Annotated in this window: 14 protein-coding genes; 10 read left to right on the forward strand and 4 right to left on the reverse strand. The window is 57.6% G+C overall.

What is annotated here, in order from left to right; translation table 11 throughout:
* Nucleotides 1-32 precede the first annotated feature (32 nt).
* The 6 genes from ACTJK4_RS04510 to ACTJK4_RS04535 all read left to right on the forward strand — a co-directional run bounded on the left by ACTJK4_RS04510 (nucleotide 33) and on the right by ACTJK4_RS04535 (nucleotide 4,769).
* Nucleotides 33-605, forward strand: a complete 573-nt coding sequence (locus ACTJK4_RS04510) for a YqgE/AlgH family protein (RefSeq protein ID WP_232042161.1) — start codon at nucleotides 33-35, stop codon at nucleotides 603-605.
* Nucleotides 598-1,029, forward strand: a complete 432-nt coding sequence (gene ruvX, locus ACTJK4_RS04515; protein ID WP_260802910.1) for a Holliday junction resolvase RuvX — start codon at nucleotides 598-600, stop codon at nucleotides 1,027-1,029. The genes ACTJK4_RS04510 and ruvX overlap by 8 nt, the downstream gene beginning before the upstream one ends.
* Nucleotides 1,026-1,544, forward strand: coding sequence for a bifunctional pyr operon transcriptional regulator/uracil phosphoribosyltransferase PyrR (pyrR, locus tag ACTJK4_RS04520; RefSeq protein ID WP_232042163.1), 519 nt, complete (start codon nucleotides 1,026-1,028; stop codon nucleotides 1,542-1,544). Before ruvX ends, pyrR begins: the two co-directional genes overlap by 4 nt.
* Nucleotides 1,545-1,609: 65 nt before the next feature.
* Nucleotides 1,610-2,581, forward strand: coding sequence for an aspartate carbamoyltransferase catalytic subunit (locus ACTJK4_RS04525; RefSeq protein ID WP_440816317.1), 972 nt, complete (start codon nucleotides 1,610-1,612; stop codon nucleotides 2,579-2,581).
* A 126-nt stretch (nucleotides 2,582-2,707) separates the two neighbouring features.
* Nucleotides 2,708-3,985: a dihydroorotase gene (locus ACTJK4_RS04530; protein WP_232042164.1), complete on the forward strand. Its 1,278-nt coding sequence runs from the start codon at nucleotides 2,708-2,710 to the stop codon at nucleotides 3,983-3,985.
* On the forward strand, nucleotides 3,972-4,769 hold the full coding sequence (locus ACTJK4_RS04535; RefSeq protein WP_440816320.1) for a lysophospholipid acyltransferase family protein: 798 nt from the start codon (nucleotides 3,972-3,974) through the stop codon (nucleotides 4,767-4,769). Before ACTJK4_RS04530 ends, ACTJK4_RS04535 begins: the two co-directional genes overlap by 14 nt.
* 9 nt (nucleotides 4,770-4,778) lie before the next feature.
* Here the strand turns inward: ACTJK4_RS04535 and ACTJK4_RS04540 are convergent, their stop codons facing one another.
* Nucleotides 4,779-5,621 carry a symmetrical bis(5'-nucleosyl)-tetraphosphatase gene (locus tag ACTJK4_RS04540; RefSeq protein WP_440816848.1) on the reverse strand — a complete coding sequence of 281 codons (843 nt, stop codon included), beginning with the start codon at nucleotides 5,619-5,621 and terminating at the stop codon, nucleotides 4,779-4,781.
* Between the two features lie 252 nt (nucleotides 5,622-5,873).
* On the opposite strand from ACTJK4_RS04540, the gene rfbB reads away from it, so the two are divergent.
* From rfbB to ACTJK4_RS04560, 4 genes are all read left to right on the forward strand, one after another.
* Nucleotides 5,874-6,932 carry a dTDP-glucose 4,6-dehydratase gene (rfbB, locus tag ACTJK4_RS04545; protein WP_440816322.1) on the forward strand — a complete coding sequence of 353 codons (1,059 nt, stop codon included), beginning with the start codon at nucleotides 5,874-5,876 and terminating at the stop codon, nucleotides 6,930-6,932.
* Nucleotides 6,922-7,836 carry a dTDP-4-dehydrorhamnose reductase gene (gene rfbD, locus ACTJK4_RS04550; RefSeq protein ID WP_440816325.1) on the forward strand — a complete coding sequence of 305 codons (915 nt, stop codon included), beginning with the start codon at nucleotides 6,922-6,924 and terminating at the stop codon, nucleotides 7,834-7,836. The genes rfbB and rfbD overlap by 11 nt, the downstream gene beginning before the upstream one ends.
* A 296-nt stretch (nucleotides 7,837-8,132) precedes the next feature.
* Nucleotides 8,133-8,687: a dTDP-4-dehydrorhamnose 3,5-epimerase gene (rfbC, locus tag ACTJK4_RS04555; protein WP_440816328.1), complete on the forward strand. Its 555-nt coding sequence runs from the start codon at nucleotides 8,133-8,135 to the stop codon at nucleotides 8,685-8,687.
* A gap of 344 nt (nucleotides 8,688-9,031) precedes the next feature.
* Nucleotides 9,032-10,987, forward strand: coding sequence for a polysaccharide biosynthesis protein (locus tag ACTJK4_RS04560; protein WP_440816851.1), 1,956 nt, complete (start codon nucleotides 9,032-9,034; stop codon nucleotides 10,985-10,987).
* 742 nt (nucleotides 10,988-11,729) lie between these two features.
* On the opposite strand, the gene ACTJK4_RS04565 is transcribed toward ACTJK4_RS04560, so the two are convergent.
* The 3 genes from ACTJK4_RS04565 to ACTJK4_RS04575 form a co-directional block, all read right to left on the reverse strand.
* Entirely contained in the window at nucleotides 11,730-12,284 is a 555-nt protein-coding gene (locus ACTJK4_RS04565) for a sugar transferase (protein WP_440816331.1), read from the reverse strand.
* Nucleotides 12,284-13,306 carry an NAD-dependent epimerase/dehydratase family protein gene (locus ACTJK4_RS04570; protein WP_440816334.1) on the reverse strand — a complete coding sequence of 341 codons (1,023 nt, stop codon included), beginning with the start codon at nucleotides 13,304-13,306 and terminating at the stop codon, nucleotides 12,284-12,286. Before ACTJK4_RS04570 ends, ACTJK4_RS04565 begins: the two co-directional genes overlap by 1 nt.
* 134 nt (nucleotides 13,307-13,440) lie before the next feature.
* Nucleotides 13,441-14,232 (reverse strand): glycosyltransferase family 2 protein, encoded by a 792-nt coding sequence (locus ACTJK4_RS04575; protein ID WP_440816337.1) that lies wholly within the window; start codon nucleotides 14,230-14,232, stop codon nucleotides 13,441-13,443.
* Nucleotides 14,233-14,312 lie beyond the last annotated feature (80 nt).

Here is a 14,312-nt window from a genome sequence, read left to right on the forward strand (position 1 = left end):
CGGCGGCCGGGGGCTTTTGGTAAACTCCTCCCATGGCCTCGCCTGACGCACTTATCAATCTCACGAATCAGTTCCTGATCGCTATGCCCGGCATGGCGGATTCCACGTTTTCGGGCGCGGTCGTGTACATGTGCGAGCACAACGAGCGCGGTGCGCTCGGGCTCGTGATCAACCGCCCCATCGACATCGACCTGGCGACGCTGTTCGACAAGATCGATCTCAAGCTCGAAATCCATCCCCTCGCAGAGCAATCCGTGTATTACGGCGGCCCGGTGCAGACCGAGCGCGGCTTCGTGCTGCACGACGCCACGGGCGCGTATTCGTCGTCGCTGGCGGTGCCGGGCGGGCTGGAAATGACCACCTCCAAGGATGTCCTCGAAGCCGTCGCCCAAGGTGCGGGCCCGCACCGGTTCATCCTCACCCTCGGGTATGCCGGCTGGAGCGCCGGCCAACTGGAAGACGAAATCAGCCGCAACGGCTGGCTGACCGTCCAGGCGGATCCCGAGATTATCTTCAACGTGCCTGCCGAAGAGCGGTTTGCCGCGGCGCTGAACCTGCTCGGTATCAACCCCGCCATGCTGTCGGGCGAGGCCGGGCATGCCTGAGCCGGCGCGTCCGGCCACCCCTTCCGTGCCCGCAGAGGGCACCTTGCTGGCATTCGATTACGGCGAAAAGCGCATCGGCGTGGCGCTGGGTAACTCCATCACGCGCTCTGCACGGGCGCTGGAAACCATTCCGAACCGCTCGATCGATTTCCGGTTCGCACAGATCAGCCGGCTGGTGGGCGAATGGCAGCCGGTTGGCTTCGTGGTCGGCATGCCTGTTCACCCCGACGGTGAAGAGCAGCCGATGATCAAGCTTGCCAAGCGCTTCGGCAATCAATTGCACGGCCGCTATGGCCTGCCGGTTACCTGGGTGGACGAGCGTTATTCGTCGATCGCCGCGCAGGACGCCGGTGCCTCCGACGATGTGCTCGACGCAGAAGCCGCGCGCATCATCCTCCAACAGTTTTTCGACGAACACGCATGACATCGCAACAGATCGATGCCGAGGCGCTGTACCAGAGCCTCGTTGCACAACTGCGCACGCGGCTGGCGGACGGCCATACCTGGTCGGTGGCCGGCATTGTCAGCGGCGGCGCCTGGATCGCCAAGCGGCTGGCGCATGACCTTGGCCTGCCGGAATACGGCGTCGTCAACGTTGCCATGCATCGCGACGACTACGCCAAGAAGGGCCTGCACGCCAAGGCGCAGCCGACCACGCTGCCGTTCGACGTGAACGAGCGCCGCATCCTGCTGGTGGACGACGTGCTGGCCAGCGGCCGCACCATCCGCGCGGCCATCAACGAGCTGTTCGACTACGGCCGTCCGGCGGCGGTCGAGCTGGCCGTGCTGGTCGATCGCGGTGAGCGCCAACTGCCCGTTGCCCCCGATTACATCGGTGAACGCATCACGCTGCCGCCCAACGAATCGCTCGTGCTGAGCGAAACCGGCGAGGGCGCTTCCGCCCGCTTCACCTTCACGCGCGAGCCCAAGGGCGCTTGAGTTCGCGCCCCGCCCCGCAACCGCTTTGACCGGACCTGTACTGACCTCGTCGCCCTTCGTTTCTCATGCCCAAGACTTTTGCCAACCCGCAGCTCACGAAAAACGGCGAGCTCAAGCATTTGCTGTCGATCGAGGGGCTGTCGCGCGACATCCTCACGCACGTGCTGGACACCGCGCAGCAGTTCGTCTCCGTATCGGATTCGGACCGCGAAGTGAAGAAGGTGCCGCTGCTGCGCGGCAAGAGTGTGTTCAACCTGTTTTTCGAGAACTCCACGCGCACGCGCACCACGTTCGAGATCGCGGCCAAGCGGCTGTCGGCAGACGTGATCAACCTGAACATCAATGCGTCGTCCACCAGCAAGGGTGAATCGCTGCTCGACACGATCAACAATCTGTCGGCGATGCAGGCGGACATGTTTGTCGTCCGGCATGCCAGTTCGGGTGCGCCGTACCTGATCGCCGAGCACGTCGCACCGCACGTGCACGTCATCAATGCTGGCGATGGCCGTCATGCGCACCCCACGCAGGGGCTGCTCGACATGTACACCATCCGCCACTACAAGAAGGATTTCGCCAATCTGACGGTGGCCATCGTCGGCGACATCCTGCATTCGCGCGTCGCACGCTCCGACATCCATGCGTTGACGACGCTGGGCTGCGCGGAAGTGCGCGCCATCGGCCCGCGCACGCTGCTGCCGGGCGGGCTGGAGCACATGGGTGTGCGCGTCTTCCACAACATGGAAGAAGGCCTGAAGGGCGTGGACGTGGTCATCATGTTGCGCCTGCAGAACGAGCGCATGAGCGGTGCGCTGTTGCCCTCCGCGCAGGAATACTTCAAGGCTTACGGTCTCACGCAGGACCGCCTGGCGCTGGCCAAGCCGGACGCCATCGTCATGCACCCTGGCCCGATGAACCGTGGCGTGGAGATCGACTCCGCCGTGGCAGACGGCGTGCAATCGGTGATCCTGAATCAGGTGACGTTCGGCATTGCGGTTCGTATGGCGGTCATGGGCATCGTGGCGGGCAACAACGACTGAGATCGATGAAAAACGATTCTGGCGGCCCGGCGCCGACTTGCCGTACTTTTTGTACTGTCTGCGTCGGCGCCGAACCGCCAGAACCGCTTCGCTTCGTTTTGCATCATTCTCAAAAATATTGAAACGATGAAACTGCATATCAAAGGCGGCCGCCTGATCGACCCGGCCAACGGTATCGACGCACAACAGGATCTGTACATCGCGGCGAGCAAGGTGGTCGGTGTCGGCCACGCGCCGGCAGATTTCCATGCCAACAAGACCATCGACGCGACGGGCCTGGTTGTTTGCCCAGGCCTGATTGACCTGTCCGCACGCCTGCGTGAGCCGGGCTTCGAATACAAAGCCACCCTCGAATCGGAGATGGCGGCGGCGATGGCCGGCGGCGTAACCTCGCTGGTGTGCCCGCCAGATACCGATCCGGTGCTGGACGAACCCGGCTTGGTGGAGATGCTCAAGTTCCGCGCGCGCAACCTGAACCAGGCGCACGTGTATCCGCTCGGCGCGCTGACCGTCGGCCTGAAGGGTGCGGTGCTGACCGAGATGGCCGAATTGACCGAATCGGGCTGCGTGGGCTTCTCGCAAGCCGACTCGCCGATCATCGATACGCAGGTGCTGATGCGTGCCATGCAGTACGCGCAGACCTTCGGCTTTACTGTCTGGCTGCGCCCGGAAGATCCGTATCTGGGCAAGGGCGGTGTGGCCGCAAGCGGCCCGCTGGCTTCGCGCCTGGGCCTGTCGGGTGTGCCGGTGATGGCCGAGACCGTACGCCTGCACACCATTTTTGAGCTGATGCGCAGCACGGGCGCGCGTGTGCATCTTTGCCGCCTGTCGTCGGCGGCCGGCATTGATCTCGTGCGCCGCGCCAAGGCCGAAGGTTTGCCGGTCACGTGTGACGTGAACGTCCACCATATCTCCCTGACCGACGTCGACATCGGCTACTTCAATTCGCAGATGCGCTTTGTGCCGCCGCTGCGCTCGGGCCGCGATCGTGATGGCATCGTGCGTGCGCTCGCCGACGGCACCATCGACGCGATCTGCTCCGATCACACGCCCGTGGACGACGACGAAAAGCTGCTGCCGTTTGCCGAGGCCACGCCCGGCGCCACCGGCCTCGAAACCCTCCTGCCGCTCACGCTGCGCTGGGCTGCCGAGCACAAGGTGGATCTGCCGAAGGCGCTGGCGCGCATCACTAGCGAGCCCGCCCGCGTATTGGGCCTGCAGGCAGGCTCGCTGGAAGTGGGTGCGATGGCGGATGTGTGCGTGTTCGATCCGGATGCGACCTGGAAACTCGAGCCGCGCACCCTGCGCAGCCAAGGCAAGAACTCGCCGTACCTGGGCTTTGAGCTGGCCGGTCGCGTACGTGCCACGATGGTTGCTGGCCATCTCGCCTATGACGGGCATTGATCAGGACATGGCAGGCGTGCCCGCAGAGGGAAACGCGCCGCAGCGCAAGCATGTGCTGCGCAAGCTGCGATTGCTCGTGCATCTGGCAGAAGGTCTGATCACGTGCGCGCTGCTGTTCTGGTGGGTCAAGCTTGAGACCAAGCAGAGGCTGATCCAGCGCTGGTCGCGCAAGCTGCTTGCGTTGTTCCGTGTCTCGCTCGTTGTGCATGGCGAGCCGGTCGCGGGCAAGGAACTGGCTGGCTCCATGCTGGTGTCCAACCATGTCTCATGGATCGACATCTATGCGATCAACAGCTGGTATCCGCCGCGCTTCGTCGCCAAATCGGAGATTCGCAACTGGCCGGTGATTGGCTGGCTGTGTGCGCAGACCGGCGTGCTGTTCGTCGAGCGCGCCCGTAAGCGCGACGCGCATCGCATCATGCACGTCATTGCCGATGCGATGCGTTCGGGCGATGTCATTTGCGTGTTTCCCGAGGGCACGACGTCTGACGGGCTGCAACTGCTGCCGTTCCACGCCAACCTGTTTCAGGCGCCCGTCAGTGCTGGCGCACCAATCCGCCCACTGGCGCTGCGGTATCGCATTGCCGAGACGGGCGCGTTGACGACCATTCCCGCGTACATCGGCGATCTGTCGATGATGGACACGATCAACGCCATGCTGAACGGGCCGCCGTTGGTGGTCGAGGTATTCGTAGGCCCCGCCGTGGCTCCGGAGATGGACCGCCGTGCGCTGGCCGCACATAGCCACGACGCCGTTGCGACCCTGATCGCTCGCGCGGGCTAGCTCAAACGGCTACTTCTTTTTGTGCGCGAGCGGGTCCTGCGCCTGCTCGCAATCCACTTGGACCACGTCACGACCGGCCGGCGCCAACGACAGTTTCGCCGCTGTCAGCTTGCCCCCCCACACGCATCCGGTGTCCAAGCCCATCACGTCGTCGCGCATCACGAGCCCGCGTGTGGACCAATGCCCGAACACGATGGGCGTGCCTCGCGTGCGACGCCCAGGCACGTCGAACCACGGCATGTGGCCATCCGGAGCGCCATCGGCATCCGTCGTTTCGAACTCCATCGTGCCATCTGGCTTGCAGAAGCGTAGGCGCGTGAGAGCATTGATGGTCAGACGCAGCCGATCCATGCCGACGAGATCGTTGCTCCACTTGGCCGGATGGTTGCCGAAGGCATCGGCCAGGAAGGTTTTCCAATGTGGGCTACGCAGCTCGCGCTCCACCGCGCTGGCTAGCTCCAGCACATCGCCTGTTGTCCACTGAGGCAGGACGCCGGCGTGCACCATCAGGAAGCTGTTTTCGAAGATGGCCAGCGGCTGGTGACGTAGCCATGTGATGAGTTGTTCGCTATCGGGGGCGGAGAGGATGTCGGCGATCGTGTCTCGCTTGCCGGGTCTCCGTACGCCTGCCGCCACCGCAAGCAGATGGATGTCGTGGTTGCCGAGGACGGTGCGTGCGCGTCCTGATTCGCAAAGCGCGATGACCTGACGTAGCGTGGCCAGCGAGTCGGGGCCGCGGTTGATGAGGTCGCCGACGAAGCGGAGCGGGGCGTTGGCGGGGAGGTCGGCCAGCAAAGCTGTTAGGGGGGCGCAGCAGCCTTGGAGGTCGCCGATGGCGTGGGGGGGCGTGATCTCGGACCCGTGGGAATGCACGATGGCTACGTAAACAGATGTTGTTGTCCACCACAGAGATGTAGACGTCTCAGTTCTTACAACGTGCTACAAAATTCTCGGAGCCCGCGGTGGGGAAGATGGAGGCGCCGGATAGAATACGTATTTTATTGTGATGCGCGGCAGTTCGTTTCTTGCTGCCCTTGTTGTGGGGACAACCTGGGTATCAGCACGCTATGGCCCATGGGCTGATGATAGACAGGAGTGCAGAGTTTGTCCCATATCCTCGTAACTGGTGGTGCCGGGTTCATTGGCGGCAATTTCGTACTGGACTGGTTGTCTGACCCGGCCGCTGATGGCGTGATCAATGTCGACAAGTTGACCTATGCCGGTCACAGACAGACGTTGGCATCGGTTGACGGCGATTCCCGCCACGTATTTGTGCAGGCCGACATCTGCGACCGCGCGGCGTTGGATCAAGTGTTTACCAAGTTCCAGCCGCGGGCGGTAGTGCATTTTGCCGCCGAAAGCCACGTTGACCGGTCGATTCACGGACCCGCAGCCTTCATTCAGACCAACTTGGTCGGAACGTTCACGCTGCTGGAGGCGACGCGTGCGTACTGGTCGGGCTTGCGTCCCGATTCACGTGCAGCGTTCCGTCTGCTTCATGTATCGACTGACGAAGTATTCGGCTCGCTCGACCTGCGGGATCCGCCCTTCACGGAAACCACGCCGTACCGACCCAATAGCCCGTACTCAGCCTCCAAAGCGGGGTCAGACCACCTTGTGCATGCCTACCACCACACCTATGGCTTGCCGGTCCTGACAACCAATTGTTCGAACGGCTATGGCCCCTACCATTTTCCCGAAAAGCTGATTCCCAAGGCAATCACCAACGCCTTGGAGAGCAAGCCGCTGACCCTCTACGGCGACGGTCTCAACGTTCGGGATTGGCTGTACGTCGGTGATTTGTGCTCTGCCTTGCGAGCTGTGTTGGCGAGGGGACGCATCGGAGAGACCTACAACATTGGTGGTGGCAATGAGCGCACAAATCTGCAGATCATGCATGCTCTGTGCGATTTGCTTGACGAACTGAGACCCCGGCCGGAAGGTTCGTATCGGGAGCAGATTTGCTTTGTTGAAGACCGTCCTGGGCACGATCGCCGCTATGCGGTGGCGGCAGGCAAGATTCGGAGTGAACTCGGTTGGCAGCCGGAAGAGCGGTTCGAGTCGGGGCTGCGCAAGACCGTTCAGTGGTTTCTGGAAAATCCGGCTTGGGTGCAGGGTGTACTCGGCAAATCTTCCGGGATTGCGTCGCAACATGGCGCATAGCACTGGAGCTATCCCGACGCTGCTTGTTACCGGGTGTACCGGTCAGGTGGGTTTCGAGTTGCAGGGGGAGCTGGCCACTGTGGGCCGCGTCGTAGCCCTGGACCATGCGGGCTGCGATCTGACGCGCCCAGATCAAGTGCGCGCGGTTTTGCGCGCGCTGCGTCCAGATGTGATCGTGAATGCAGCCGGCTACACTAATGTCGACAGAGCCGAGGTCGAAGCCGAATTGGCTTTTGCTGTGAATGGCGCAGCAGTCGGAGTACTGGCCGAAGAGAGCCTGGCGCTGGGCAGTTTGTTGGTGCACTACTCGACCGACTATGTCTTCGATGGCCGTAAGCCACAGCCCTACCTCGAGACTGACCCAACTTCGCCACTGTCTGTCTACGGTAAGAGTAAGCTGGCGGGCGAGTCAGCGATCGCCACAGTTGGCGCGCGGGCGCTGGTTTTGCGTACCGGATGGGTGGCTGGGGTGCATGGCGCCAATTTTGCCAAGGCCATACTGGCGTTGGGTCGCACGCGGGATGGCCTGGATGTCGTCGCTGACCGATTCGGCACGCCTACCACTGCTGAGCTGGTGGCCACCGTGACCGCCGAGCTGGTTGAGCGGTACTGGCAATTGGAGGATCGCCACGCGTTTCCTTATGGTCTTTACCACCTTGCCGCAGCTGGTGATGCTAGCTGGCACGGGTACGCTGTTGAAGTGCTGACCTATGCGCAGGCACACGGCGTTGCTCTGCGCACGTTGCCAGAGCAGGTCCGGGCCATTCCGGCCGCCGAGTATCCGCAGGCGGCCTCTCGTCCGACCAACTCCCGTTTAGATACCGGCAAGTTGCAGCGAGTATTTGGTGTCGACTTGCCAGATTGGAGGTTGGGCATACGCCGGCTGCTTGATCAAATTTTCTGAACCGTTCCCATGAACGGGTATCATTCTCGCCGATGGTTTTTTGCATAGATTCGTTTCAATGGTAAGCAGGAACTTGAAGGAATTTTGGAGTGTTTCGTTGGATGTCATCGCAACCGAACGATTCGGAGTAGATTTTTGCCGATCGGGATTTCGATGCGACGCTGATGCACCACGCGGCAAGACTGCGGATGCGACGCAGCAATGCAGAGGAGATAGGGCGTGCCGGTGGTGGATCCAAATGGGGTTGCACTGTGTGAGGCGTTGGCATGGCAGGTTGAAATGCGCGGAAATTGCTGATGAGTCTAAAGATTGTGCGCACGCGTATCCCTGACGTTCTGGTCATCGAACCTACGGTATTTCGGGATGCAAGGGGTTTTTTCTTCGAAAGCTTTAATCGGCAAGTTTTCTCGGCAGCCTTGGGATCTGGTGTCGATTTCGTCCAAGACAATCACAGTCGGGGCCATCGCGGAGTGCTGCGCGGCCTGCACTATCAGATTGAGCAGCCGCAAGGGAAGTTGGTGAGGGTGGTCAGCGGTGCAGTCTTTGATGTTGCGGTCGATCTTCGCAGGGAGAGCCCCACATTCAGCAACTGGGTCGGCGTCGAGCTGACGGCTGAGAGCCACAGGCAACTATGGATTCCTCCGGGATTCGCGCATGGATTTTTGGTGTTGAGCGACGTAGCGGACCTACTGTACAAGGCAACTGATTATTATGCGCCGCAACATGAGCGCTGTATTGCATGGGACGATCCAGATATCGGTATTTTTTGGCCGAACGTTGAGTCTTCTTTGTTGCTTTCGGATAAAGACCGGCGTGGCGTTTCTTTTAGAATGGCAGAAACCTACGGTTGAAAAAATCAAGATTTGATAGATGGTCGCCAATTTAAGATGTTGATTTAAATTATTATAAAAACTTTCTTTGCGATTTGTGTCGATATTGGTACCCGGGAAACGCCATGAAGTGACTGCTGCAGTCATGGTGATGACGGATTGCAAGGAGCAGGTTCAGGCGATCATTTTTTCTGGAGAGATCGTAGCTATCGCTTTTGATTAACCATTTAGAAGCGCAGAGGCTGCACTGTCTGTCGAGATGAAGTGTAATGGCGTAGGCTACCAGCTCTGAACAGGCGAAAAAATGGTGTGATTGTTGTCGATAGGCGTTGAGCGATGTGCGCGATATGAGAAGAATTCCCAAGATGTTATTTTATAGATCCGCAGCTCCACTGTTGGCACTGCCCCGTTCTGTCAAGCGTCTTTTTGTCGTGGCGTTGGATTTGATCCTGGCGGTAATTTCTGTCTGGTTTGCCTACTACTTACGGATCGATCAAACGGGGTTGCCACAACTGCAGCAGAAGTACGTCTATGTGTTGGCCCCCTTGCTTGCTTTTCCGATATTCATGCGTTTCGGGTTGTATCGGGCCATTTTCCGATACACTGGAATGTCGGCTTTGGCAAACACGGCTAAAGCGGTCGGCCTATATGGCTTTCTATTCTTCGTCGCAATTCTGACGTTCAAGTGGGCTGGGGTGCCACGCAGTATTGGGCTGATTCAACCTATCTTGTTTCTGCTTCTGGTCAGCACCAGCCGGGCAATGGCGCGTTTTTGGCTCGCTGGTCAGTCAGCCAAGGGGGGCCACGGCGTTGGTCGTTTGCTAATCTATGGCGCAGGCGAGGCTGGTGTTCAGACTGCGCTGGCACTTACGGTGGTGCGTGAGTTCGTACTGCTCGGTTTTATCGACGACGATAGCGCCAAGGTCGGTCGCACCATCAACGGGTTGGACATTCTCGGGCCCGATGAGGTACCTGAGGCGGTAGAGCGCATGGGTATCACGGATATCTTGCTTGCCGTTCCGTCGTTGGGGCGGGCGCGTCGCAACGCGATCATCGCCAAGCTGCGCGAACTGCCCGTTCACGTCCGCACGCTGCCCGGGATGGTGGATCTCGCCTCCGGACGTGTGACGGTGCGCGATTTCCAAGAGCTTGATATCGAGGATCTGTTGGGGCGTGCGCCGGTTTCTCCCGATAAAGCTCTGCTGGCGCGCAATCTCTTCAATAAGACCGTGCTGGTTACCGGTGCGGGGGGCAGCATCGGTAGCGAGTTGTGCCGTCAGATCGTGCTTGAGCGGCCGCAGAAGCTGGTTCTGGTCGAGCATAGCGAGTTCGCGCTTTATACCATTCATCGCGAGTTAGAAGGTTTGCGAGCGGAGCATCACCTTTCGCTGGAAATCGTTCCACTGTTGGCTAACGTGGCGAATCTTGAGCGCCTGCGAGAAATCTGCCACGCCCATCGACCCGCCACGGTATATCACGCCGCAGCCTATAAACATGTACCGCTGGTCGAGTGCAACCCTTCCGAAGGTGTTTTGAACAACGTTTTTGGTACGCTCAATATGGCTCGTGCAGCCATGGAGAGTGCAGTCGAATACTTTGTTCTCGTTTCGACAGACAAAGCTGTTCGCCCGACAAACGTCATGGGGGCGTCGAAGCGAATGGCAGAACTAGTATTGCAGGCACTTGCGGCAAGTAGCGCAGTCGACTTCAGCGTGCAATGTGGCAGTGCGCCGGGCGCAGTCGAGAACCGCACCGTGTTTGCGATGGTTCGCTTTGGCAATGTGTTGGGCAGCAGTGGCAGCGTGGTTCCGCTTTTCCGCCGCCAGTTGCAGGAAGGCGGGCCGCTCACGGTTACGCATCCAGAGGTGACTCGTTATTTCATGACGATTCCCGAGGCGGCACAGTTGGTTCTGCAGGCAGGCGCTATGGCGAACGGGGGGGAAGTGTTTGTGCTTGACATGGGGCAGCCAGTCAAGATCATCGATTTGGCGCGACGTATGGCCAAGCTCTCCGGCCTGACGATTCGGGAAGGCGATCATTTCCTCGGGGACATTGACATCAAGATTACCGGGCTCCGACCGGGCGAGAAGCTATATGAGGAATTGCTGATTGGTGACAATCCGGAGGCAACTGCTCACGAACGGATCATGAAGGCGCGCGAGCACCATATATCCTGGGCTGAACTCGCACCCCTCCTTGTTCGGATGCGGGTTGCCGCTGAGGTCAGTGATGAAAGAACGGTCAAGGAGATTTTGAAAGAGCTCGTCCATGGCTATGGGACTCAGCCTATTGTCACTGCAGAAGACGAAACCACAGTGTGATGGTGTTCAGCCCATTAGAGAAGGGCTACTTCCAATCGGCGGATGCTCTTCGGAATATGCCAATAGAGTGATGGATCAGCCGGTTAGTGCCGAAATTCTGATCAAAGCAACCCGCTCCCTTCTTGCTGAGTCTTGCGCTAGCCTAGTTGGTTGGTTCCAACGCGCCAGCAACTAAACTACGCCAATACGAAGGCGCATACGCGGTTGTGCGCGGTCCGCAGCACTGCATGGAGGTCACGCCAATTCGCGTATGCCTGAGCATTGACTCGATGCGATGCTCTGCTGCAGGAGCATCGTATGCAAGGTGCGGTGATATCTCGCCCATCCAGGCGCGAGCCCGTGATTGTGGCAGCGCAGTAGCGTTAGGTTGTCTACCCTGCCGATCAAGTCATTGAATGTACCGACGCCGCGTGCTCGGGCGCCTTGGCCCGCGTCGGTCACCGGTGCTCTTGAGTTCCTCCAAACCTTGCCGGAGTTTGCGGGAAGGGCGATGGTGCGAGGATGGTCATACTGACAATTTCAACTGGCCCATTTCAGGGCCGTCTCTAATTCTCATGCCACCAGGGTTGGCAAGGTCAGTGCTGCTATATATATAACGGAATTTATAATATATATGTACATTCTGGTTCAATGTCGGACCAATGCGCTACCAATGACGATTGAGTGAAGCAACGCCAAGTTAGGGTGTGGGAAAAACTCACCGAGCTTAGCGGGAATGCATGTTCTCTACGCGTCGCATTCGCTATTTCCGCCTCACTCGATCGCCTGCCCCTTTGCCGCCTACTGTCATAAATATATATTTAAAATATGACGTAAGCGTCAATTCTTGCAGCATAAGCGCATCGGTCTCTGCCAGTAATTTCGGCATTGACATATCAATGTTATTGACTTGAGCCAATCCCGTAATTCCAGGTCTCGCATTGAACACGGCTCGGGAAGCACGTTCGCTTCTCAATTCTGTTTGATTGAATAAGCATGGTCGCGGGCCGACCAAGCTCATCTCTCCTTTTAGTACATTCCAAAGTTGCGGCAGTTCATCAAGTTTGCTGCGTCGTAAAAATGTCCCCAGAGTGGTAATGGCAGAAGCGTCCGCCAAGTGTGAGGCAACTGATGCCGTGTCTGGCCGCATGGTGCGAAACTTAACCAGAATAAAGGGCTTTTGGTTGCGTCCAACTCGCTCCTGACGAAAGATCGGTGAGCCCGTATCGAATAATCCGGCCACGTAAATCACCAATAATATTGGAGCTCCAACGAGCAATCCGATCAAAGATAGAACGATATCCACAAGACGTAACATTACGACCTCTGCTCTGACATTTTGCGAAACCCTTCATCCACTGATATCGGAGGTGTCCAACCTAATGTGTGCCGAGTGTGCTCGATGTCGACTTGGAGACTCCCCAATAGTTGTTCGGCTATGTGACGCTTCCCGAGCAGGCAGGCAGCTGCTCGCAGTATGCTCACCGGTATATGCACAAGCTTGGCAGGGTAGCCTATAGCGGCTCCAAGCCGTCTTAGCAGTTCTGCAGTTGACAGGTCCTCGCCATCACTCACCAAAAACGTTTGGTTCGCGGCGCCTGGGTGATCAACGCAGATGAGCAGCAAATCGACAAGATTATCCAGCATAACCAGACTGCGCCGATTTCCGGTCACGCAGCCCAACGGAAGAGGGATGTTTCTGTTTAGTGCCCATACCAGGCGGTGTATATTTCCAGGTGCTCCTGGGCCGTACACCAAAGGTGGTCGAATGATAGTTACTTCCATCCCCGTTTTTTTGGCTAGTTTCTTTAACCCAATCTCAGCCTCTGCCTTGGATTTCGCATAGGGAGAGTGTGGAGAAATTTGGTCATCAAATCTAAAAGGAGTACTTGATGTTGTGTTTCCGTGTACTCCAATCGAGCTCACAAAAATAAAGCGCCGAACGCCAACCTCTGCTGCCTGTTGAGCCAGTCTAAGCGTACCGTCGACATTGGTCTGACGAAAATCGATCAGCGCTCCCGTTACATGCGCGCGCGCCGCACAGTGAATGACGACATTGACTCCTGAAAGTGCCGAACGCCAGTCTGTATCGGATTCAAGCGTTGGAACCAAGGTTGCTCGGTCTCCGCTCGTAGGGAGATTACGAACAGTATCATGTGGCAGTGAGCTTGAGGTGCTCGAGTCGATGGCTTTAAAATCAACGGAATAGCCAAAATCACTGGCTGACTCCGCGGTTCGAAAAACAGGCCGCACAGAGATACCTCGTGCATGAGCTGCTGCGAGGACTGCTTTGCCTACAAAGCCGCTTGCGCCGGTGATCAAAACCAAATCTGATTTCATTGCCAGATCCAATGTCGCTTGTGAGCAGGTGCGGACTGAGTGACTGTTGAAGTCGACTTCACAAGCGTACATGCTTAAAAGGTGTGTCGATGTATTTTTGATGAGGTTATCATAAAAATGCAAGGTGATGCGATTTATTCTGTTTTAGCCGGTTTTTCAAGTAAGCGATCTGATATCGCGTAAATCTGGGATAGGATTTGACAGAGGCAAGCGGGAATGAGTCTAATATTTAATCCGGAGCGCAATACTTTCCAGCGCCAGGAGAAGACTTTGAACTTGTTTCCGGAGAGGGATGTGTTCGATACGCGGTAAACGGCTAAGGGCTCAGTTCCAGAGGAATAGGATATTCCAGACAATTTAACCAGCTTACACCACATCAAATAATCTTCGTGCCCGTAATTTTCTTGAAGAAGAACACCTAGGCGCTCAGAGTCGTACATACCTGTCAAATTACCAATATGGTTCTTCCTGAGCATGTTCGAATAGGTTACCTTGGTCCGTGCAGGACGATAAAACGCCTTGCCATCCGGATGTAGTCGCAGGTAAGCACCGTGAACTACGGCGGCGCCAGATTCATCGAGTTTTCTTAATCGGTTTGAAAGTGATTTTGGCAGCAAATAATCGTCACAGTCTAAAAATGCAATGTATCGTCCATTGACGTTTTTTAATCCAATATTGCGAGCATACCAAACGCCTTTGCTTGGGCCTTTGTTCGTCAGTAGCTTGACGCGGTTATCTTTTTTCGCATGTTCTTCTATTATTTCGCGCGAATCATCGGTTGATCCATCATCTATGATGAGGAGTTCGAAATTTTCGAAATCTTGTTCGAGAACTGACTCTATGGATTTTGATAATGTCAATGCCCCGTTTTTGCAGGGCATAATTAGAGAAATCAAGCGTCGGCTATTTTCTGATTTCTGAGGCATGTTATTGTTTATATTCGAGTGCATGGAGGGGCTCACTTATTGCTATACTGAGGCGATCAAATCGGCTGGGCCGGCGGGCG

It is taken from the genome of Ralstonia sp. 22111 (assembly GCF_052045895.1).
Lineage (GTDB): Bacteria > Pseudomonadota > Gammaproteobacteria > Burkholderiales > Burkholderiaceae > Ralstonia > Ralstonia wenshanensis.

Bases quoted from the DNA above. Each gene is read 5' to 3' on its own strand.
- ACTJK4_RS04525 (WP_440816317.1), top strand. From the start codon at position 1,610: ATGCCCAAGACTTTTGCCAACCCGCAGCTCACGAAAAACGGCGAGCTC.
- ACTJK4_RS04575 (WP_440816337.1), bottom strand. From the start codon at position 14,232: ATGCCTCAGAAATCAGAAAATAGCCGACGCTTGATTTCTCTAATTATG.
- rfbD (WP_440816325.1), top strand. From the start codon at position 6,922: ATGGCGCATAGCACTGGAGCTATCCCGACGCTGCTTGTTACCGGGTGT.
- ruvX (WP_260802910.1), top strand. From the start codon at position 598: ATGCCTGAGCCGGCGCGTCCGGCCACCCCTTCCGTGCCCGCAGAGGGC.
- ACTJK4_RS04570 (WP_440816334.1), bottom strand. From the start codon at position 13,306: ATGAAATCAGATTTGGTTTTGATCACCGGCGCAAGCGGCTTTGTAGGC.
- ACTJK4_RS04535 (WP_440816320.1), top strand. From the start codon at position 3,972: ATGACGGGCATTGATCAGGACATGGCAGGCGTGCCCGCAGAGGGAAAC.
- ACTJK4_RS04565 (WP_440816331.1), bottom strand. From the start codon at position 12,284: ATGTTACGTCTTGTGGATATCGTTCTATCTTTGATCGGATTGCTCGTT.
- pyrR (WP_232042163.1), top strand. From the start codon at position 1,026: ATGACATCGCAACAGATCGATGCCGAGGCGCTGTACCAGAGCCTCGTT.
- ACTJK4_RS04510 (WP_232042161.1), top strand. From the start codon at position 33: ATGGCCTCGCCTGACGCACTTATCAATCTCACGAATCAGTTCCTGATC.
- rfbC (WP_440816328.1), top strand. From the start codon at position 8,133: ATGAGTCTAAAGATTGTGCGCACGCGTATCCCTGACGTTCTGGTCATC.
- ACTJK4_RS04530 (WP_232042164.1), top strand. From the start codon at position 2,708: ATGAAACTGCATATCAAAGGCGGCCGCCTGATCGACCCGGCCAACGGT.
- ACTJK4_RS04560 (WP_440816851.1), top strand. From the start codon at position 9,032: ATGTTATTTTATAGATCCGCAGCTCCACTGTTGGCACTGCCCCGTTCT.